This window comes from Devosia sp. P1_H9, assembly GCF_056405135.1.
The window spans coordinates 99761-118877 of sequence record NZ_JBFUCQ010000011.1 but is presented as its reverse complement, the minus strand read 5'-3'; the positions used below and the strand labels follow the sequence as shown (position 1 = coordinate 118877).

General features: G+C 65.2%; 21 protein-coding genes and 1 pseudogene. 4 read left to right on the top strand and 18 right to left on the bottom strand.

The window, feature by feature from the left end; translation table 11 throughout:
• The 5 genes from AC1DYL_RS19255 to AC1DYL_RS19235 form a co-directional block, all read right to left on the bottom strand.
• Positions 1-563: flagellin N-terminal helical domain-containing protein (locus tag AC1DYL_RS19255; protein WP_477174403.1), on the bottom strand; the 563-nt coding region annotated here is incomplete at its 3' end.
• Positions 564-813: 250 nt separating this feature from the next.
• Positions 814-1137 (bottom strand): hypothetical protein, encoded by a 324-nt coding sequence (locus AC1DYL_RS19250; RefSeq protein ID WP_477149634.1) that lies wholly within the window; start codon positions 1135-1137, stop codon positions 814-816.
• 98 nt (positions 1138-1235) lie between these two features.
• Entirely contained in the window at positions 1236-1709 is a 474-nt protein-coding gene (locus AC1DYL_RS19245; protein WP_477157568.1) for a hypothetical protein, read from the bottom strand.
• Positions 1710-2066, bottom strand: coding sequence for a rod-binding protein (locus AC1DYL_RS19240; protein WP_477149632.1), 357 nt, complete (start codon positions 2064-2066; stop codon positions 1710-1712).
• Positions 2066-3151 (bottom strand): flagellar basal body P-ring protein FlgI, encoded by a 1086-nt coding sequence (locus AC1DYL_RS19235; protein ID WP_477149745.1) that lies wholly within the window; start codon positions 3149-3151, stop codon positions 2066-2068. The genes AC1DYL_RS19240 and AC1DYL_RS19235 overlap by 1 nt, the downstream gene beginning before the upstream one ends.
• 268 nt (positions 3152-3419) lie before the next feature.
• Here AC1DYL_RS19235 and AC1DYL_RS19230 point away from each other — a divergent pair, with 268 nt between their 5' ends.
• Together AC1DYL_RS19230 and dksA are read left to right on the top strand one after the other, a co-directional pair.
• On the top strand, positions 3420-3836 hold the full coding sequence (locus AC1DYL_RS19230) for a flagellar assembly protein FliX (RefSeq protein ID WP_477174402.1): 417 nt from the start codon (positions 3420-3422) through the stop codon (positions 3834-3836).
• 115 nt (positions 3837-3951) lie between these two features.
• Entirely contained in the window at positions 3952-4365 is a 414-nt protein-coding gene (dksA, locus tag AC1DYL_RS19225; RefSeq protein WP_055882371.1) for an RNA polymerase-binding protein DksA, read from the top strand.
• A gap of 66 nt (positions 4366-4431) precedes the next feature.
• Here dksA and AC1DYL_RS19220 read toward each other — a convergent pair whose 3' ends face one another.
• Positions 4432-4941 carry a GFA family protein gene (locus tag AC1DYL_RS19220; protein ID WP_477174401.1) on the bottom strand — a complete coding sequence of 170 codons (510 nt, stop codon included), beginning with the start codon at positions 4939-4941 and terminating at the stop codon, positions 4432-4434.
• Positions 4938-5588: a TetR/AcrR family transcriptional regulator gene (locus AC1DYL_RS19215; protein ID WP_477174400.1), complete on the bottom strand. Its 651-nt coding sequence runs from the start codon at positions 5586-5588 to the stop codon at positions 4938-4940. Before AC1DYL_RS19215 ends, AC1DYL_RS19220 begins: the two co-directional genes overlap by 4 nt.
• Positions 5589-5746: 158 nt before the next feature.
• On the opposite strand from AC1DYL_RS19215, the gene AC1DYL_RS19210 reads away from it, so the two are divergent.
• Positions 5747-6715: an alpha/beta hydrolase gene (locus AC1DYL_RS19210; protein ID WP_477174399.1), complete on the top strand. Its 969-nt coding sequence runs from the start codon at positions 5747-5749 to the stop codon at positions 6713-6715.
• A gap of 47 nt (positions 6716-6762) precedes the next feature.
• Here the strand turns inward: AC1DYL_RS19210 and AC1DYL_RS19205 are convergent, their stop codons facing one another.
• Positions 6763-7347 carry an SH3 domain-containing protein gene (locus AC1DYL_RS19205; RefSeq protein WP_477174398.1) on the bottom strand — a complete coding sequence of 195 codons (585 nt, stop codon included), beginning with the start codon at positions 7345-7347 and terminating at the stop codon, positions 6763-6765.
• Positions 7348-7357: 10 nt separating this feature from the next.
• A complete protein-coding gene (locus AC1DYL_RS19200; protein WP_477174397.1) occupies positions 7358-7810 on the bottom strand; it encodes a hypothetical protein in 453 nt (150 codons plus the stop codon).
• Positions 7811-8097: 287 nt separating this feature from the next.
• Here AC1DYL_RS19200 and AC1DYL_RS19195 point away from each other — a divergent pair, with 287 nt between their 5' ends.
• Entirely contained in the window at positions 8098-9600 is a 1503-nt protein-coding gene (locus AC1DYL_RS19195) for a Na+/H+ antiporter NhaC family protein (protein WP_477174396.1), read from the top strand.
• On the opposite strand, the gene AC1DYL_RS19190 is transcribed toward AC1DYL_RS19195, so the two are convergent.
• The 9 genes and pseudogenes from AC1DYL_RS19190 to flgG all read right to left on the bottom strand — a co-directional run bounded on the left by AC1DYL_RS19190 (position 9597) and on the right by flgG (position 19103).
• Positions 9597-10370 carry an ATP-binding cassette domain-containing protein gene (locus AC1DYL_RS19190; RefSeq protein ID WP_477157577.1) on the bottom strand — a complete coding sequence of 258 codons (774 nt, stop codon included), beginning with the start codon at positions 10368-10370 and terminating at the stop codon, positions 9597-9599. The genes AC1DYL_RS19195 and AC1DYL_RS19190 overlap by 4 nt on opposite strands.
• The gene (locus AC1DYL_RS19185; protein ID WP_477174395.1) at positions 10367-11497 is read right to left on the bottom strand and encodes an ABC transporter permease; all 1131 of its coding nucleotides are present in this window, start codon (positions 11495-11497) and stop codon (positions 10367-10369) included. Before AC1DYL_RS19185 ends, AC1DYL_RS19190 begins: the two co-directional genes overlap by 4 nt.
• A gap of 80 nt (positions 11498-11577) precedes the next feature.
• On the bottom strand, positions 11578-12555 hold the full coding sequence (locus AC1DYL_RS19180; RefSeq protein WP_477174394.1) for an ABC transporter substrate-binding protein: 978 nt from the start codon (positions 12553-12555) through the stop codon (positions 11578-11580).
• A gap of 120 nt (positions 12556-12675) precedes the next feature.
• A pseudogene (locus AC1DYL_RS19175) lies at positions 12676-13185 on the bottom strand (ATP-binding cassette domain-containing protein); the annotation flags it as partial.
• Between the two features lie 53 nt (positions 13186-13238).
• On the bottom strand, positions 13239-14867 hold the full coding sequence (locus AC1DYL_RS19170; RefSeq protein WP_477174393.1) for an MFS transporter: 1629 nt from the start codon (positions 14865-14867) through the stop codon (positions 13239-13241).
• Positions 14868-14881: 14 nt separating this feature from the next.
• Positions 14882-16390: a carboxypeptidase M32 gene (locus AC1DYL_RS19165; protein ID WP_477174392.1), complete on the bottom strand. Its 1509-nt coding sequence runs from the start codon at positions 16388-16390 to the stop codon at positions 14882-14884.
• A 204-nt stretch (positions 16391-16594) separates the two neighbouring features.
• Entirely contained in the window at positions 16595-17335 is a 741-nt protein-coding gene (flgH, locus tag AC1DYL_RS19160; protein ID WP_477174391.1) for a flagellar basal body L-ring protein FlgH, read from the bottom strand.
• 20 nt (positions 17336-17355) lie between these two features.
• Positions 17356-18303 carry a flagellar basal body P-ring formation chaperone FlgA gene (flgA, locus tag AC1DYL_RS19155; RefSeq protein ID WP_477174390.1) on the bottom strand — a complete coding sequence of 316 codons (948 nt, stop codon included), beginning with the start codon at positions 18301-18303 and terminating at the stop codon, positions 17356-17358.
• Positions 18304-18317: 14 nt separating this feature from the next.
• Positions 18318-19103 (bottom strand): flagellar basal-body rod protein FlgG, encoded by a 786-nt coding sequence (gene flgG, locus AC1DYL_RS19150; protein ID WP_477149616.1) that lies wholly within the window; start codon positions 19101-19103, stop codon positions 18318-18320.
• Positions 19104-19117 lie beyond the last annotated feature (14 nt).

The following is a 19117-nucleotide window of genomic DNA, read 5'->3' as shown; positions in this document are numbered from 1 at the left end:
ATGGTGACGGTCGTCGCGGCACCGCCGTCGACGGCGATATCGAACGAGATATCGTCGGCTGCGTCGGTGAAGGTCACGGCCGCGAAGTTGGCGGTCGAGGTGAAGGTACCAGCGGTAGCGGCAGAGCCGGCGCCGGTGGTGTTGAGGTTGATGCTGACCGGTGCAGTGCCGACGGCGCCGCCCTCGAACGAGATCGTCTTGGCAGCGGTGGTGCCGATCGCGGTCGCATCGAGCGCATAGGACATGGTCTTGAACGACTTGTCCTGGCGCGCCTGACGCAGGGCCGACTGCATCGACTCGACGGTCTTGGTGATCGAAGTCACGCCGTTGTCGGCGGCTTCGATGGTCTTGATGCCGTTAGACATCGAGTCCAGCAGGTTTGCCATGTCGGACGCACGACTATTCAGCGACGCGGCAGTGAAGAAGTTGGTCGGATTGTCGAGCGCAGTGTTCACCTTGAGACCGGTGGCGAGACGCTCCTGCGTCTTGGCCATGGAGGCAGCGGTGGACTGGAGGCTCAAGAGGTTCGAGCGAACCGCCTTTGACAGGTTAACTTCCGGCATGGGTGAAATCCCTTCTGGCTAAATCGATAATCTCGTCCTGAGATTGAGCTGATCGTAGCCTCGGCCGGCTTAAGAATGGTTAACGAGATGCTGCCTGACGCAGTTAATTTTGTGTTCCGTGACACGCCTGTGTCACACGTAAAGCCTTGATCTGCCTGATAAAAGCGCCTCCACGGCAATTCCTGCCCAGCATCGCCGCACCGGTCCGGAGTTAGGGAATCGAGATGCGGCGGGGCAGAATCGAGGTCGGTCAGACCCGTCGGTCGTGGAGCGCGAGCGAGCCCTGGGCGGGCAGGTCGGCGCTGCCCAGCCGCAGGATGATCTCGCGGTCGCTTGTCGGCTTGGGCGGCAACTGCCCTGAGAGCAGTGCGGCCGCGAACGCGGATCCCGGCGGCGGTGGCGGCGCAGGCAGCGGCGGCAGCAAAGACGCGAGGCTGTTCTGCGAGGGCGGCGGGGGAGGGGTGTCGGGCTGGTCAGAACCGGCGCGGGAATCGCCCAGCAGCGAGCGCGAACGATAGTCCGCGACAGCTCCGAGTCCCGTGCTGATCGGTTCGGGCGCTATTCTGGCGCTCATGACCGGCATTCCCAATTATCAACTAGCTGGGAAGCATGCCGGTCCCGGCTTTCGTCCCGCTTTCGCGGCTCGGGACAATTTTCAGAAAACTGTAGCGATCAGAGGGCCCGGTTGATCGACACGCCGCTGGCGATCTGCGGCGGCTGGCCGGCGATCTCGCCGTTGGCGCCGTAGGTCTTGGGGCGTGCTTTGGCGCTCATCGCCTTGGCCACGTCTGTGAGCAGGTCCTCGGTGACGGAGCGTGCCGTGGCGATGACGCGCAGGTTTTCCGCCATCTGCATCGCTAGCTTGTCATGGCCGCCGAGCAGCGCCTCCACCAGTTCCGGCGCCTCCGCCCGGAGCCGCGGCCCCTGGCGCTGCACCGATCGGGCAAAGCCCATGTAGTCCTGCGCCAGCCGGGTCTTCTCAGCAGTCAGCTCGCCGGCATCCTTGGCGCGGCCGGCGCGGAGCAGGGTGGTTTCCTGGTTCAGCACCACGACCAGGCTCTCGAGCGTTTCCATGGCGAGCCCGCAGAGTTCCGCGGCGGGCAGAGAGTCGAGAGCCGCGAGGCGTTCGGCAGCAGCATTCATCATTTACAGCGCTCCACTGATTTTTGTTGGCGTCGTGTTCTTGGGGATCGAGTTCTGCGCGGCTTCCTGCGCCGCGATGAGGTCCGGCAGCAGGGCGTCGGCGAGGCCCACACCACCCGAGCGGGCCAGCACGTCGGCCATCTGTTCGGCCTGCATGCCGCGCCATGTCTCCTCGGCGAAGCCGCCGCCCATGGCGCTTTCGTCGGTCTTCAGCGAGGAGAACATTTCCTTCATCAAAGTGTTGAGGAAAACACCTTCAAGGTCCTTTGCTTGCTCGCGAAGATGTCCAACCTGGGCAGGCGAGAGTGTGGTCGTCTTGCTTTGGCCGGCGTAGCCGAGGCCAGAGGCGGAACTCAGCATCAGAGCACCTCGATCTCGGCCTGCAGCGCGCCGGAGGCCTTCACTGCCTGCAAGATGGCGATGAGATCGCGCGGGCTGATGCCTAGAGCGTTGAGGCCGTCGACCAACTGCTGGAGGCTGACCGATTCCGGCACCACCGCGAGTTTGGTCTCACTGGTGTTTACAGAGAGGTCGGTGCGCGGCTCGACCGCGGTCTGCCCCAGGCTCAGCGGATTGGGCTGCACCACCGTCGGGCTCTCGGCGATGGTCACCGTGAGGTTCGATTGCGCCACCGCGACGGTCGAGACCCGCACATCCTTGCCCATGACGATGATGCCGGAGTTCTCGTCGATGACGATCTTCGCGGGCAGGTCGGTCTCGATCACCAACTGCTCGATATCGGTGAGCAGATCGACGATGTTGCCGTTGAAGTTGCGCGGCAGGTTGAGCCGGATGGTCGCCGGATCCTCAGGCGTCGCGCAGGGCACGCCGATGAAGTCGTTGATGGCGAGGGCGATGCGCCGCGAGGTGGTGAGGTCGGGGTTGCGGAGCGCCAGCCGCAGCGTGCGTTGCGCGCCGAGTACGAAGCCGATTTCGCGCTCGATCAGGCCGCCCGAGGAAATGCGACCGGTCGTCGGGACGCCCGACACCACCGAAGCGGCGTCGCCTTCGGCCGAGAAGCCGTTGATGGTCACCGAGCCCTGGGCGATTGCGTAAACCTCGCCATCGGCCCCGAGCAGCGGAGTTACCAGCAGTGTGCCGCCCTGCAGGCTCTTGGCGTCGCCGAGAGCGGCGACGTTGACGTCGAGCCGCGAGCCCTGGGTGGAGAAGGCCGAGAGGTTGGCCGTCACCATCACAGCGGCGACGTTGGCGGTTCGCATGTTCTCGCCGCGGGTGTTGACGCCCAGCCGTTCCAGCATCGCCTGCAGGCTCTGCTTGGTGAAAGGCGAGTTGTTGAGGCCGTCGCCGGTACCGTTGAGGCCTACGACCAGGCCATAACCGACCAGCTGGTTGTCGCGCACGCCCTCGATGTTGACGACGTCCTTGATGCGGGCCGCGGCGGCGTAGGTAACGCTCGGCTGCGGCACGAGCAGCACTGCGGTCATCAGGCCGAGCAATGCGCACTTGAGATTGATTTTAGCCATCTGGCAGTCCCCGAAAGTGCGGCACATCCCCATGCGCCGTGATTGCCAGTGGTGTTGCGAGAACCGTGCCAAGTTTGATCGTTGGAACTAGTGTATTGAAATTGCACATAAAAACAGAAAACCAGAGTGCCGGTGGAGGCCGGGTCGGCAAGTCCTGCCGGGCGGGTTAACGTTTGCTTAACCGCTGACGGCAGATTTTGCCGGGCAGGCGACGAGACGGGTGAGTCCGGTGCGGATCGAAAACAATGCGCGGGTAGGCAATGTGGCGGGGCGCTCAGCGGCCGGTCGCAGCTCGTCCGGCGCCGCGTTCGAGATCGGGCAGGGGCCGCAGGCGCAGGAAGCTCGTCCCACCGCCACGATCGCCGCCGCCACGTCGCTTGACGCCCTGTTGGCGCTGCAGGCGGTCGAGGATCCGCTACTGAAGCGCAAGAAAGTGGTTCGCCGCGGCGCTCAGCTGATCGATACGCTCGAGGGGCTGCGCAGCGACCTACTGGTCGGCCGGATGGCCGAGGGGCGCCTCAACCAGCTCATGGCTGTGTTGACCCAGGCGCGGGAGCGGAGCGAGCCCGGATTGGACGCGCTGCTCGACGATATCGAGCTCAGGGCTCGCGTCGAGCTGGCCAAACGCGGACTGTACCTCGCCTGACACAGTCGGGAACTACCTGCTCACGTGTTAATCACCAAGCTTTTGAACGCTTGCAGAACATACCCTTACGCCACTATAAGGCCCGCCATTAGGGGCGTTTTGGAATCGAGTCAGAATGTCGACTGAAGTTCTTGAATACCGACCTACTCAGGACGAACCATTTATGAACCCGCGGCAGCGGGAGTACTTCCGGCAGAAGCTGGAGCGGTGGAAGAGCGAGATCCTCGCAGAAAGCCGCGAAACGCTCGAGAACCTGCAGGAAGAAAGCCAGAACCATCCGGACATGGCCGACCGCGCCTCCTCGGAGAGCGATCGTGCCCTTGAGCTCCGCACCCGCGATCGGCAGCGTAAGCTGATTTCAAAGATCGACGCGGCGCTCAAGCGGATCGAGGACAACACCTACGGCTACTGCGAAGAAACCGGCGATCCGATTGGTATCGCCAGGCTCGACGCCCGGCCGATCGCCACGCTCTCCCTGGAAGCCCAGGAAATGCACGAGCGGCGCGAGAAGGTGTACCGCGACGAGTGATAAGCAAGGCCCGCAGCGATGCGGGCCTTCTTGTTTGGCTTTCGACCGGTTGCACAGACCGCTCAGTCAGCGGCCGAGCAGCATGCCGATCTTGGCGGCGACCAGCCGGGCCACGAACGTGAATGGCACGCCCCTGACGCTCGGCATGTCCGTCGGCAGCGCGACGTCATCGGGCGTGAACCTGGTGTTGATTCGCATCTCCAGCGGCGGAGCTTCAGCCGCGAACCGGTCGCGATAGATCGGCGTCCAGTGCAGGATCGGGGCCAGTTGCACCAGCATGGCGGAGTTGCAGCAACTGGCCACCATGCGGTTCGTGGTCGAGCTTGGCTTGAGCTTGTAGCTCTCCAGAAGCTCCGCGCCCTTTGTGCATCGGATGCGATCGTTGCGGTAGAGTGCGTAGGGCGTGCCAGAGCCGGCATCCAGAATCGCGGGCGCGCCGGGTAGGGCCTCGATCATGCGGGAGCCGGTCTGGCAGTCGTCGCAATGGCAGACGACGCTGATGACCGGCGCGCCGCTCATCTCGACCTCCACCTGGCCGCAAACGCAGCGTGCCACATACCGGGGCGTCCGACTCATCTCCCAGGGTTGCCGTAGGCGGCCAGAAATACCTGGACACCGGCCTCGGCATTGCGTCTGAGTTCCGCTGGCGAGGGGATTGCAGCGTCGCCGAGCAGCATGGCCTGGTTAAGCGGTGCCGACATGATCAGCCAGTTGAAGTGGGAAGCGGCGGTCGCGGGGTCGTCGATCTTCAGCAGGCCGCGTTCGGCAAGGCCCTGAAAGACCGAGGCAAGCATCGCCATGGCCCGTGCCGGTCCGCGCTCGTACAGCACCTTTGCCAGTTCGGGAAAGCGCGTTACCTCGCCGATCACCAGGCGCCGCAACTGCATGATGCGGGGCGTCAGTACAACCGTGAGTTGCCGCAGGGCGTATTCGACCAGATAGGCCGCAAGGTCGTCGCCTTCGGGGAGCTGTTCGACATCGTTGTGCACGAGGTCGCCCGCGCCGGTCGTCATGCCGCTGACGATCTCGATGAACAGCGCCTCCTTGCTGGAGAAATGTTTGTAGACGGTCTGCTTGGATACCGCTGAGAGCGCCGCGATCTCATCCATGTTGGTACCGAGGTAGCCGCTCTTCAGGAACACCTCGGTTGCCGCATCGAGGATCGCCCGCCGCTTGCGGGCGGAGCGCCCGTCGCTTTCCGCGTCCGTCGCTTGGTCGGTCACCTCAGATCCCATCGCCCACTTCCAAAACGTCCACAGCCCGGATTGACAACACAGTACTGGACAGTCTAGTTTCTGACAATACGCAGAACTGGACGGTCCAGTTCTGATGGATCCGGACCTGCCAGCAGGCTGGGGCCGACCAGAAGCGGGAGAGTTGCATGCCAAACAGAAGCTTCATGCTGGCCGCCGTAGTCGCCGGGTCACTCGCCCTCGCAGATTTGGTCCTGGCCCAGACCACGACCAAATCCCATTCCGATGTGCAATCCACTGGAGACGTCACCATGACCCAATCGAGCAGGTCAGCCACGCTGAAGGTTCCGGGCGCCACCCTCTATTATGAGGTGCGGGGAACCGGCCCGATGCTGCTCATCATCGCCGGCGGCCCGCAGGACGCAGGGGTGTTCGCGGAGCTCTCGAAGCACCTCGCCGACCGCTACACCGTCGTCGCATACGATCCGCGCGGCAACTCGCGCAGTACATTCGACGGCGAGGTGAAGGCCCTGTCGATGGACGAGCAGGCCGATGACGCGGCGCGGCTGATCGAGGTGGCTGGCGGGGGCTCGGCCTATGTGTTCGGCACCAGCGGCGGCGCGCAGATCGGGCTGAACCTCGCGGCGCGCTATCCGAAGCTGGTGAAGGCGCTGGTCGCGCATGAGCCGCCGACGGTGATGCTGCTCGATGATTCGACCGAGGCGATGGCCGTCGACCAGGACCTTTACGATACCTACAAGCGGGCTGGCGTCGACGCTGCGATGGGCAAGTTCTTCGCCGACAATGGCCTCGAGGCGTCCGCTGACATGGGCGACGCGCCTCCCGAGTTCGCGATGCCGCCGGAAGAGGTCGAGACCTTTGCCCGGGTCAGCGGCAATTTCGAGTACTGGCTGGCGCACGGCCTGATGCCGCTGTCGCTGTATCGCCCGGAGGTCGACACGCTCCGCAGCGGCGATCCGCCGATCGTCGTTGCCATTGGCGAGATGTCGAAGGGACAGCCGATCGAGGAGATGGGGTTGGCCTTGGCCCGCAAGCTGGGCGTGGCGCCGGTGCCGTTCCCAGGCGACCACATGGGCTTCGGTCCGCAGGCACCGCAGTTCGCCGAGGCGCTGCATCAAGCGCTCAGCGCCAACTGAGCAACCAACAGATCCCGGCCTTGGCCGGGATCTTCGTCGGCGTTCGCCTAGTGGAAGGCTCGGAAGGACGAGATGTTGCTATCCAGCCACCAGGGCAGGGTAGCGACATCGCGGTTGAAGGCCTCGCAGCGGCGGAAGTTGCGATCCTCGCACACCTGCACGGTCATGAAGCCGCGGATGCTGATCGAGGAAATGCGGTTGTTCCAGACGCCGAGATTGCTGTTGCTGTCACCGGGCCGGACACAGAAGCTGCGGCCGCGGAAGCGGACGTTCTCGTAGAAGCACGCGCCGCGGCCGATGGCCGAGCCACCACCGCTATCACCGCCGCCACCGGTGCGCGAGAGGAAGTTCTGCGATACCCAGCCGCTGGGACCGCCGTGATTGACCCAGCACCAGCCGCCAGTGCAGTTGCTCACCCGCACGCTCTGGCCGCTGCGTAGCACGTCGACGACGGCGTAGCTGGTTCCTGGCCCGCGCCGGACATTCACATTGGCAGTCGCTACGGCGTTGCCGACGCCGCTGCCGCCACCCGGATTGTCCGGGACGATGACGAATGTCTCCTGGGCAGATGCCTGGGTGAACGCCCCCAGGCCGGCGACCATAACGGCCGCCAGGAACAGTGCTTTCAGCATTTCGATCTCCTCACATCCGGCTGGCGGTGAAGACCCGCGGTCCCTTGAAGCGGACGCTGGGGCGATAGGTGCAGCGCAGCGACTGGATCAAGAGCGAGCCGATCCGTCCGAAGATGCGGCCGGCCGGCCGGCAATCCATCGTCGCGCGCTCCCACGCAACGCCACCGCCGCACGATGCGCGCTGGATGTCGGCGTGGATGTCCCGACCATTGGCGCGCCAGGTCAGCCGGCCGTCGCAGCGGACGCCTCCACCACGCACAGTGTAGGAGCCCGGCCGGGTCAGGCAGAAGTTGAACTGGTAGGGGCCGAACAGTGTCTGGTTGGCCCGGTAGCAGCCGTTGACTGGCACGCCCTGTGGATGATCGGGGACGATGACGAAGGGCTCCTGCCCAACTGACGGTGCTGGCAGCACCGGCGTCAGCGCGAAGCATGCGGAAACAAGCAACGTGAGGAGATTGCGCAATGTACGCTCCCGTACAAAGATGATGGTGAGTTGTCGGCTATCTACTTGTCGTTGTTGATATCAAGTGGCGGCGATATGAAGTACGATAACTGACCTTATCGGTTCAGAATGACTGAAGCTAGTCGTCAAATTGCTGAGATTCATTTGATGACACATGGACGGGCGTGGCGAGCGGAAGCTTAGTCAATGCCTGAGATTACTGATGGCGCGTTTACGCGGAGAGCCGATATGGCCCGCAGCAGGCTGCCCAGAGAGCTTGGCCACCCGAGGCAGGTGAGGGGGCGACGTTGAGCAAGCAGCCCGCCGCGCCGCGACAGATCCGCGAACCCTCCTATTTCGACGCCTTGGCCCCGCTCGTGGTGCTGGCGGTGCTGATTGCCGGCGCCGTCATGCTGTTCGGGCTCGATGCAACAGATGGGCCGCTGCAGGTCGCCATCATTCTGGCCGCGATGTTCACCTCGTTCATCGTGATGAAGAACGGCCATAGCTGGGAGGAGGTGGCCGAGGCCGGACGCAAGGGCGTCTCCTCGGTGGTCAGCGCCATCTTCATCCTGTTCGCCGTCGGGGCGCTGATCGGCACCTGGAACATGTCCGGTACCATCCCGACGCTGGTGTACTATGGCATCCAGGTGATCAACGCGGACTGGTTCTATCTCGCTTCGGTGCTGGTCTGCGCCGCCATTGCCATGGGCATCGGCAGCTCGTGGACCACCGCCGGCACCATTGGCGTTGGACTCGTCGGTCTGTCGGTCCTCGCGGGCGTGTCGCCCGCCATTACGGCCGGCGCCGTGATCTCCGGTGCCTATGTCGGCGAGAAGCTCTCCCCACTGTCGGAGACCGCCATTCTTGCCGCGCAGCTCACCGGCACGACGATCTACGACCACCTGCGGGCGCAAATCTGGACATCGGTACCTGCGCTGGTCATCGCGGTGCTTGGCTTCGGCATCCTCGGCTGGGCGGACAGTTCCAGTGGCGCGGGCGACAGCGTCATCGCCTCCGAGCTTTCGGCGCTTTCGCACCTGTTCAACATCACGCCGCTCAACCTCCTGCCGCTGGTGCTGCTGGTGGTGCTGTCGATCCTACGCGTGCCGCCATCGCTCGCCATCACCGGGTCGGCGTTGTCCGCCGCGGCGCTGGCCCCATTCCTGCAGGTCGAGGCCGTGCTGCGCTTCGTCAACGAGCCCTCACTGCCGCTCCCCGCTGCATTCGTGAAGGCGGCTTGGGAGGCGATGTCATCCGGCTTCCGGGCCAATTCCGGCATCGAGGTGGTCGACAGCCTGCTGTCGCGTGGCGGCATGGCGAGCATGCTGTTCACCATCTGGCTGATCCTCGGCGCACTGGTCTACGGCACGCTACTCGACGAGTTCGGCCTGCTGCTGAAGCTGGTGACCCCGGTGCTGACGCGGGCCCGCAGCACCGGCTCACTGGTCGCCACTGTGGTCGGCACCGCCTTCGGGCTCAATGTCGTGGCGGGCGACCAGTATGTCGCAGTGGTGCTCCCGGCGCGTATCTTCCGGGCCGAGTTCAGGAAGCGCGGCCTCGCGCCGACCAACCTGTCGCGTGCGGTGGCCGATGGCGGTAGCGTCACCTCGCCACTGATCCCATGGAACTCGTGCGGCGCCTACATGGCCGCCGTACTGGGGGTGCCAACGCTGGTCTACCTACCGTTCTGCCTGTTCAACATCGCGAGCCCGCTGATCACCATGTTCTACGGCTTCAGCGGCATCAAGATCGAGCGGATCGACCCGCAGCACTCGGACGAGCCCACCGAAGTGGTGCCAACACCCTAGGCGACAGCGGCGCGCGGCGTGTCGTCCAGAGCCCCCACCATGTATTGCACCAGCTCGGACGCATTGGTCTCGCCGGTCCGTTTCTCGGTCACCTTGCGCCCGCGATGCATCACCACGATGCGGTCGGCGACTGCGAACACGTCCGGCATGGTGTGGGTGATGAGGATCACCGGGACACCCTGGTCGCGGAGGCGTCGGATCAGCTCAAGCACCTTGTGCTGCTCGGGCACGCCCAGGTTATTGGTAGGCTCGTCCATGATCATCAGGCGCGCCTTCCAGTAGATGGCTCGGGCGATCGCCACCGCCTGGCGCTGGCCGCCGGAGAGGCTCTCGATCGGCTGGGTCAGGCTGGGGAAGTGGATGTCGAGCGCCGCAAGGCTGCCTTCGGCCTCGACCAGCATCTGCCTGTCGTTCAGCGTGCTGATGAGGCCGCCCAGATAGCGGTGCTTCATCTCGCGGCCGAGAAAGATGTTGGCCGGAACGTCGAGATTGTTGGCCAGCGCCAGGTCCTGGTAGATCGTCTCGATGCCCACGCGCCGTGCGTCGATCGGGCGGGGGAAGCTCACGGGCTTGCCCTCGAAGCGGATCTCGCCTCCGTCGGCCAGGTGCACGCCCGAGACGCACTTGATCAGCGTCGACTTGCCGGCGCCGTTGTCGCCCAGCAACGCCACCACCTCGCCGGGATTGATGTCGAGGCTGACGTCGTTGACGGCGGTGAGGCCGCCAAAGCGCTTCACCATGTTGCGGATCGAGAGGACGGGCTCGGTCATGAGCGGCCTCCCCGGCGGCCGAGGATCAGGTCGCGCGACTGGTCGATCAGCACCGCGATGATCACCACCGCGCCGACGACGATGAATTGCCAGAACGCCTGCACGTTGAGCATCACCAGACCGGTGGTCAGCACCGCGATGATCAGCGCGCCGATCACAGTGCCGATGATTGAGCCGGCGCCGCCGAACAGGCTGACGCCGCCGATGATCACCGCGGCAATGGAGCTCAGGAGCAGTGCGTCGCCGATCACCGCCGAGCCGGCGGTGAACCGCAGCGTCGAAAGGAACCCGGCGACGCCGGCGGTGGCCGAGCTCAGCATGTAGAGCTTGATGATATGGCGATCGACCGGGATGCCGGTGCGCAAAGCCGCCTGCATGTTGCCGCCAATGGCGTAGGTGTGACGCCCGAACTGGGTGCGGCGGAGCAGGAAAATGCAGAGCATCACCACGATCGCGGTGATCACCACCGGCCAGGGGAGGATGCGGTCCATCTGGCGCAACAGTTCGCCGGTGACCTCGGGCCTGTCGAGCACGTAGAAGCCGCCGCCCTCGCCACGCACCCAGTAGAACAGCGACTCGTTGCCGTAGTCGCGGATTTCGGCCGGCAGGCCGATGACCGTGGTGTTCTCCGAGAACAGCAGCGCCATGCCCCGGACGATGAACGAGGTGCCGAGCGTCACGATGAAGGCCGGCACCTTGAGCTTGGCGATGATCAGCCCGTTACAGAGCCCCACCAGACCCGCGCCGCCAACCGCGGCGACAAAACCCAGCACCACCGACAGGAACAATGGCACCCCGGCATTGTACGAGGCCCGGATCGCGTGGGCCGACAGCACCGAGGCAAGGCTCATCACCCAGCCGACGCTGAGGTCGATGCCGGCGGAAATGATCACGAAGGTCTGGCCCAGCCCGAGCAGCAGCACCGGCACGATAGCGACGAGAATGTTCTGGCTATTGCGAACGGAAAGGAATGTTGCCCCGCCGAACAGCGGCACCGCGACGATGAAGAACAGGATCATCAGGGCGAGGAAGACCCACGCCCAGAGCCGGCTCGCCATCAGGATGAAGCGCTTGCCGGCCGAGAGGGTTGGCTCCTCGAAACCCGCCATTGCCTTGGTGTCCGCCACGTGGCCCCCGAAAACGCTCGAAACGACAGGTTATGCCGAGGGCGCCGCAGCGTCCTCGGCACGGCTAGGCTGGGGTACCGTCAGTTGCCGGTCTTGTAGATGAAGCGCGAGAAGTTCGGATCGGTGACGTTGTCCTTGTCGAGGATCGCGAAACCGGTCTCGACGCGCTTTGGCAGGCTGGTGACACCAGCCGCGTCGGCAACCGCGAACTGCACGGCCATGTAGCCCATGTCGAAGGGCTTCTGCGCCAGCACCAGCGACACCACGCCCTTGCCCATCAGTTCGATGGCTTCGGCCGTCGCGTCATAGGCCACGACCTGTACATGGCCGCCGAGCCCGGCATTCACCACCGCATTGCCCGCGCCACCGGCGCTGAACACGTTCGTGCCGAAAACGCCGGCGAGGTCGGGGTTCTGCTCGATCACGGCAGCGGTCTGCTGAGCGGCCTTGTTCTGGTCGTCGAGGTTGTAGTCGGGCCCCAGCACCTTGATGTCGGGGAACTCGTTCTTCATCACCTCGGCAAAGCCTTGCTCGCGGCCTTCGACCGACGAGACGTTGGGGTTGGTGGAGTTGATGTAGACCGTGCCCTTGCCGCCGATCGCCTTGGCGAGGCCGCGGGCCGAGATGCGGCCGCCTTCGACGTTGTCCGAGCCGATATAGCTGATCGGGAACTTCACCGGGCCGTTGGCGTAGTCGCCATCACCGAGGAAGGTGTCCACGGTGATGATCTTGATGCCGGCATCGAGCGCCGCCTGCAGCGGCGCCACCATCTGGTCCTTATCAGTCGGCGCGGTGATGATGTAGTTGAGGTCGCCGCGGGCGACCAGCGCATCGAGGATCGGGGTCTGCGCCTCGACGCCCCAGGTCGGCGGCACCTGGGTGACGACTTCGACACCGAGGTCCTTGGCCGCGGCTTCGACGCCAAGTTGCATCACTTGGTAGAATGGGTCGACCACGCCCGGCAGGAAGCCGATCTTGATATCGGCGGCCGAGACGGCGGCAGTTGAGAGCAGAAGCGTGCCCAACAGGGCAGCAGTCATAGTCGACGCACGACGCATCGCAGTCCTCCCCTCTATTGTTATGGCCCGGCGGCTCCTTAGAACTCCACCGCCGGATGGCTAACGATAGGCCCGCACAGTCATATTTGTAAACTGGTTGGATAAATTCTTGACCGTCACTTAGCCGAGCGCCACTTCGCGCCGGATTCCGATCGCCCCGAGGAAATCTCGATCATGGCTCACCACGAGCAGGGCGCCGTCATAGGCGCTCAGCCCGGCCTCCACCGCCTCGATGGCGTGGATGTCGAGATGATTGGTCGGCTCGTCGAGGATCAGCAACTCGGGCGGACGTCCGCTGCCGATGGTGCAGGCCAACCCCGCGCGCAGCATCTCGCCGCCGCTCAGCTGGCTCACGGGCTTCAGTGCCGCATCGGCCCGGAACATGAATCGGGCAAGGGCGGCGCGCGCAGCGTTCTCGGCATCGTCCGGGTTCAGTCGCAGATAGTTTTCGCGGATGGTCTGGCGGGGATCGAGCAGGCTCACCTCCTGGTCGAGCAGGGCGTGCCGCCGGGCGATCCGCACCGCGCCACTCACCGGCGTAAGCGCACCGGTGATCAGCCGCAGCAGGCTCGTTTTTCCCGATCCATTCGGCCCAGTGATGGCAACGCGCTCGGGCCCGGTGATCGCAAGCCTGTTGAGTTGCGGATGCCCGGAAAATAGGTACGTCGGCCCGGATGTCAACCTCAGGGCGGATCGATGGTGCGGTTGGCGGCGATTGCCGCGAACCAGTTGGGCGGGCGCTCGATCATCCGCCGCACCACCGGGCGTTCCGGCCCCTGATGCAGGTTGCGCAACTGCTCGCCGATCACCTCATCGGCGTGCGTGAGGCGTTGGTTGTGCCGCGCATACTCGGTCCAGGTCGGGCTTTTGTAGCTCTCGATCCAGACGTCAGTCTGGCTGAGATCGCGGCGCAGCACCCATTCGCGAGCGCCATCGCGCATCCGCACCCGCTTCCGGTCCGCCATCACGCGCAGGAATTCACGCACGTCCTGCGGCCGGATCTTGTACTCGATGCTGATGACGATCGGACCGGAGCGCGGCTCGATCGGCAGGCTGATCTGCGGCTCCTGCCAGCGGTTCGCCGGATCGAGGTCGAGCATAACGCGCGGCGGAATTGCCAGCACCAGCCCGACAGCAGCGCCGACCACCAGGGCGATCGCCGAGGCCAGGAGGGCGGTGCTCACGCCGAACTCCTCGCCGGCGAGACCCCACAGCCAACTACCAGCCGCGAGGCCGGCAAAGGTCGCCGTCTGGTAGAGCGACAGGGAACGCCCCACCACCCAACGCGGCGTCGAGAGTTGCACCGTCACGTTGAACAGGGTCAGCGCCAGCACCCAGCAAGCGCCGCCGAGAAGCAGGGCAACGCCCGTCAACCAGGGAGAGGGGCTGAGCCCAGTGGTCGCAGCGCAGGCGGCAAAGCCGAGAAATGCCAAGCGGACGATCGCTTCGCTGGAGAACTGCTCTGCCAGCCGGGCGCTGACCAGTGCGCCGCCCACGGCGCCAAGGCCGAAGGCGCCGAGCAGCAGACCATAGACCAGCGGGCCGCCGTCCTGGATCTGGCTCGCCACCACCGGCAGCAGCGCCAGCACCGAGCTGGCGGTGAGGCCGAAGATGAAGCTGCGGACCAGCACCTTTCCCATCTGCGGCGACAGCGCCATGTAGCGAACGCCGGCAAACATCGCCGCGCCAACCGCCTCACGGGGCAGGCCGGCCGGGGTCGGTGCCGGCTTCCAGCGCAACAGCACAAACAGCAGCCCGAGATAACTGAAGAGGTTCACCGCAAACGCCGCTGCCGCTCCTGCGACGGCCACGATGATGCCGCCGACCGCCGGGCCGAGGCTACGCGACAGGTTGAAGCCGATGGAGTTGAGCGCCACCGCCGAGCCGACGCTGGAGCGCGGCACCAGGTCGCCCACCGAGGCTTGCCAGGAGGGGTTGTTCATGGCCGTGCCGCAGCCGATCAGGAAGGTGAAGGTGAGCAACAGCCACGGAGTGATCAGCCCCAGCAGCGCGGTGATGGTCAGCAGCGCCGACACTGCCAGCATGAAGAACTGCGCCACCAGCATGACCCGGCGGCGCGGGAAGTTGTCGGCGATGGCGCCGCCGAGCAGTGAGAACAGCATGATCGGCAGCGAGGTCGAAGCCTGCACCAGCGCCACAAGGTCAACCGAGTTGGTCAGCGCCGTCATCATCCAGGCCGCGCCGACGCCCTGGATCAGGGCGCCGAAGCTCGAGACGAGGTTGGCGATCCAGATATTCCGGAATGTGCCGTGCTGCAGAGGCTGCAGGACCGATTGTCGATCCTTGGCCATACCCGTCCTCCCGATCAGCCCAGATAGCGGCGCGTCAGGTGCTCCTGGAAGTGCTTGGAGTTCAGTTTCTCGCCGGTCGCGCGCTGCAGCAGGTCCGGGGTCGAGTACTTGCTCGCCTGGCTCCAGATCTTCTCCCGCCGCCAGTCGTTGATACCGACGAAGCGGCCGTTGCGCATATCCTCGCGGGCGTTCGGCTGATCACGCTCGATGGCGCTCCACAGCTGTGCCGCGATGATGGCGCCCAGCGTGTAGCTCGGGAAATAGCCGATGGCGCCCGACGGCCAGTGCACGTCCTGCATCGGGCCATCCTTCATGTTGTCGATGGTCGAGAGCCCCAGATACTCGCGCATCTTGGCGTCCCAAGCCTCCGGCACGTCCTTGGGCGCGAGCTTGCCGCCGATCAGGTCCTGCTCCATCTCGAAGCGCAGGATGACGTGCAGCGGGTAGGTGGCCTCGTCGGCGTCGACGCGGATCAGGCCGCGCTCGATGAAGTGCACGTGCGCCAGCACGTCCTCCAGGTCCCAGCCGGCAATCGCTTCCTCGCCGAGCTTCTCGCGCACGTGCGGCATGGCCCATTCCCAGAACTCGGGCGAGCGGGCGATCTGCTTCTCGACGAACAGGCTCTGGCTCTCGTGCATCGCCATGCCGCGGGCTCGGCCCACCGGCCAGTGCGTCCATTCCTTCGGCAACCCCTGCTCGTAGAGGCCGTGCCCGGTCTCGTGCAGGATGCCCATCAGCGAGGTGAGGAACTCGGCCTCGGTGTAGCGGGTGGTCATGCGGATGTCGGTCGGCACGCCGCCGCAGAACGGGTGGTGCGAGACGTCCAGCCGGCCATGCTCGAAGTCGAAGCCGACGGCTTCCATCATCACGAGGCCGAGGGCCTTCTGCTTATCTATGGCGAACGGCGCGTTCAGCGGCTTCAGCGGGCGCTTGGCCAGCTTTTCTTCCTGGTGGGCAAGCGCAGCCGGGATGAAATCCTTGAGGAACGTCTTGAGGTCGGCGAACACCGGCGCCACGTCCGCAACGCGGTTGCCGGGGTCGTACTGCTCCATCAGTGCATCGTATGGCAACAGGCCCAGTACATCGGCGCGCAGTTGCGCCTCTTCCCGCGCTGTCGCCACCAGCCCTTCGAACGCCGGCAGAAAGCCCGCCCAGTCGCCGGTCGGCCGCAGTTCGCGCCAGAGCTGCTCGGCGCGAATGCGAGCGTTCACTTGCTTGCGGACGAAATCGGCCGAGAGGCAGGTCATGTTGGTATGGACGCGGCGGAACTCACGGATCGCGAGCGTCTGCATCTCGTCCAGCGGCTCGGCCTCGGCATCGCCCAGCCAGTCGCCGACCTCCGGCGCCGTGGCCATCTCGTGGTACATGCCGGCCAGCGTCCCCATGGTCTCGGCGCGCTTCTCGCCGCCACCCACCGGCATCATCACCGCCTCGTCGACGCCCAGCATCGACTGCGCGTGCTCGATGGCTTCGAGCTTGCGGCTCAGGGCATCGAGTTTGGAGAAGGCGGAATTGGCGGACATCAGAGTCTCCGAAATGCGAGTGGCGAGTGGCGAGTAGTGAGTAGCGAATAGGATCGTAGAGGTCACGCCCAAACGACCGTCGCATTTGAATGGGGAAGGGCGCAGCCGGGGAGACTGCGCCCTTGATGGCGGGCTCTATTCTGGAACCTGCCGGGGCCGACCGCACCAATGGGGGATTGCGCGGCCGGCGATGGGGAAAGGGAACTAGAAGGGCAGGATAGCGTCGGCGATCTGCTGGCCGTAGCGCGGCTGCTGCACCTGGGTGATCTGGCCGCGGCCGCCGTAGGAGATGCGGGCTTCGGCGATCTTGGACGAGGGAATGGTGTTGTCGGCGTGGATGTCTTCCGGCCGTACGATACCGGCGACGATAAGTTCGCGAACCTCGAAGTTCACCCGCACTTCCTGCCGGCCTTCGATCACCAGGTTTCCGTTGGGCAGCACCTGCACCACCACCGCCGCGACCTGGGTGGCGAGGCTTTCCTTGCGGTTCACCGAGCCCGAGCCGCCGTCGGCCATGTCGCCCGATGTCGTGATCTTTCCCGAGGCCTGCACATCGGCCAACGGCACCTTGCCGCCGAAGATCGAGCCCAGCACACCGCCGACACTGCCTTCCGATGACGAGTTACGCTCGCGGTCAGTGGAGTTGGAGATCTTGGCGCTGTCGTCGATGGTCACCATCACCGTCAGGATGTCGCCGATCTTGTGGGCGCGCTGGTCCTTGAAGAAGCCCCGGGCTTCGTTGGAGAACAGCGAGTTCGGCTGGTACGAGGCCACCACCGGCTCGGGCATCGGCATCTGCACCGGACGGTAGCCCGCCTGCGCCGTGGGATCGGCAATGGCGGTCAACCTGGGCTGCTCGCCGACCGAAGCCAATTGGTCGAAGGTCGAGCACCCGGCAAGGAGCGCAGTGAGGGCGAGAGCGGCGAAGAGTTTCATCGGGGTCATTTCGTTTGTCCTTTCGCCCGTCACAGCCCGGCGACCTGAAGCTTCGTGGCAGCGGTGGTGATCTCCACCGCGCCGTTGGCGGTCGCGACGCCGTTGAGGATTTTGCGCGTAACGGTGTTCATCACCTGCACCGGCTGGCCGACCACGGCGTCGGCTAGCGACTGCCCGACCACCGTGAGAGTCATCGGACCGGTGCGCAGCAGCACGGTCACCTGGGTATTGCGGTGCACGGCCAGTGGCTCGGTCACATCGGTGGCCTTCAGCATCACGCCAGCCCGCGAGTTGCGGCGCAGCTGCTTGCCGATCAGGTCGTCGAGGTTCTCGATGCCGGATTGGTCGGCGTAGTCCAGCGGCACGCGCTTCATCTCGATATCGTTCGGGCCGAGCACCGCGCCCGCCTTGAGCGAGGCGGCGAGGTGCGGAACCTCAACCAGCATGTCGAGGCTGCCTGATACATCGACCGGCAGTTCGACGCCGGCGATCTGGAAGCGGGCCACAAAGCTCGCTGCGCCCGGCTGATAGTGCAGCGCCAGCAGGGTCACCGGTGCTTCGACTGCCTCGGCATTGAAACTCAGCGCAGGATCGGCGAACCGGGCGTGAAGCTCGGCGCCGGCCGGCAGCAGCCCACGCTGTGCCAAGTCGGCGGAGATGAGACCCGAGAGCGTCGTAGTATCGACCACCGTGGCGCGGCGCTCGACGCGGACATTGAGCAGGCCATCCTGGCTGTAGTCGCCGACGCCCGCCTTGGCCGCCGCGGCACGCACGGCATCGAGGCTGACGATGCCGGTGGTGCCCGGTGCTGGCGCGCGGAACAGTGCCCGCTCGGCGAGCAACCCCGCATCCTCGAACATGTCGCCGACGGTGATGACCGGATGGTTGACCGAGACTTCCGCCTTGAGCACCGGCGCCGCAAAGGCGGTGGAGCTGGCGAGGAAGGAGAGCAGGGCAGGGAGGATGAGCTTGTGCATCTAGGTTCTCCCGGTCAGCGCAGCTGGCTTGCCGATTGCATCATCTCGTCGGCACCGGAGATGACACGGGCGTTCATCTCGTAAGCACGCTGAGCGGCGATCAGGTCGGCGATTTCGGTGACGGAGTTGACGTTCGAGCTTTCGAGATATTCCTGCAGCAGGTCGCCCATGCCGTCCTGGTTGGGTGTGCCGACTTGCGCCGGGCCGCTCGAGGCGGTTTCCAGGAACAGGTTGTTGCCAGCAGAGGAAAGGCCCGCCTTGTTGACGAAGCGCGCCAGCTGCAGCTGGCCGACGGTGGTCGGCGTGGTGTCGTTGTCGAGGAACACTTCCACGGTGCCGTCCGGGCTGATCGAGACCGAGTTGGCGTTGCCCGGGATGGTGATGCCGGGCTGGATCTCGTAGCCGTCGACATTGACCAGCTGGCCTTCCGGGCTGCGCTCGAACGAGCCGTCGCGGGTGTAGCCGGTGCGGCCGTCGGGCATCTGCACCACGAAGAAGCCCTCGCCGCGGATGGCGACGTCGAGTTCCTTCTCGGTCGGCGCCACCGTGCCCTGGCTCATCACCCGCGGCGTGGCAGCGGTGCGGACGCCCGAGCCGATCTCGATGCCGACGGGCGCCATTGTGCCCGTCTCGGAGGTCGAGCTGCCGGCGCGGCGCTGCGACTGGTAGAGCAGGTCCTGGAACTCCGCACGCGCCCGCTTGTAGCCGGTGGTGCGCATGTTCGCGATGTTGTTGGAAATGACTTCGACGTTTCGTTCCTGGGCAGCCATGCCGGTCGAAGCGATGTAGAGGGCTTTCATCTTATGTGCTCCGA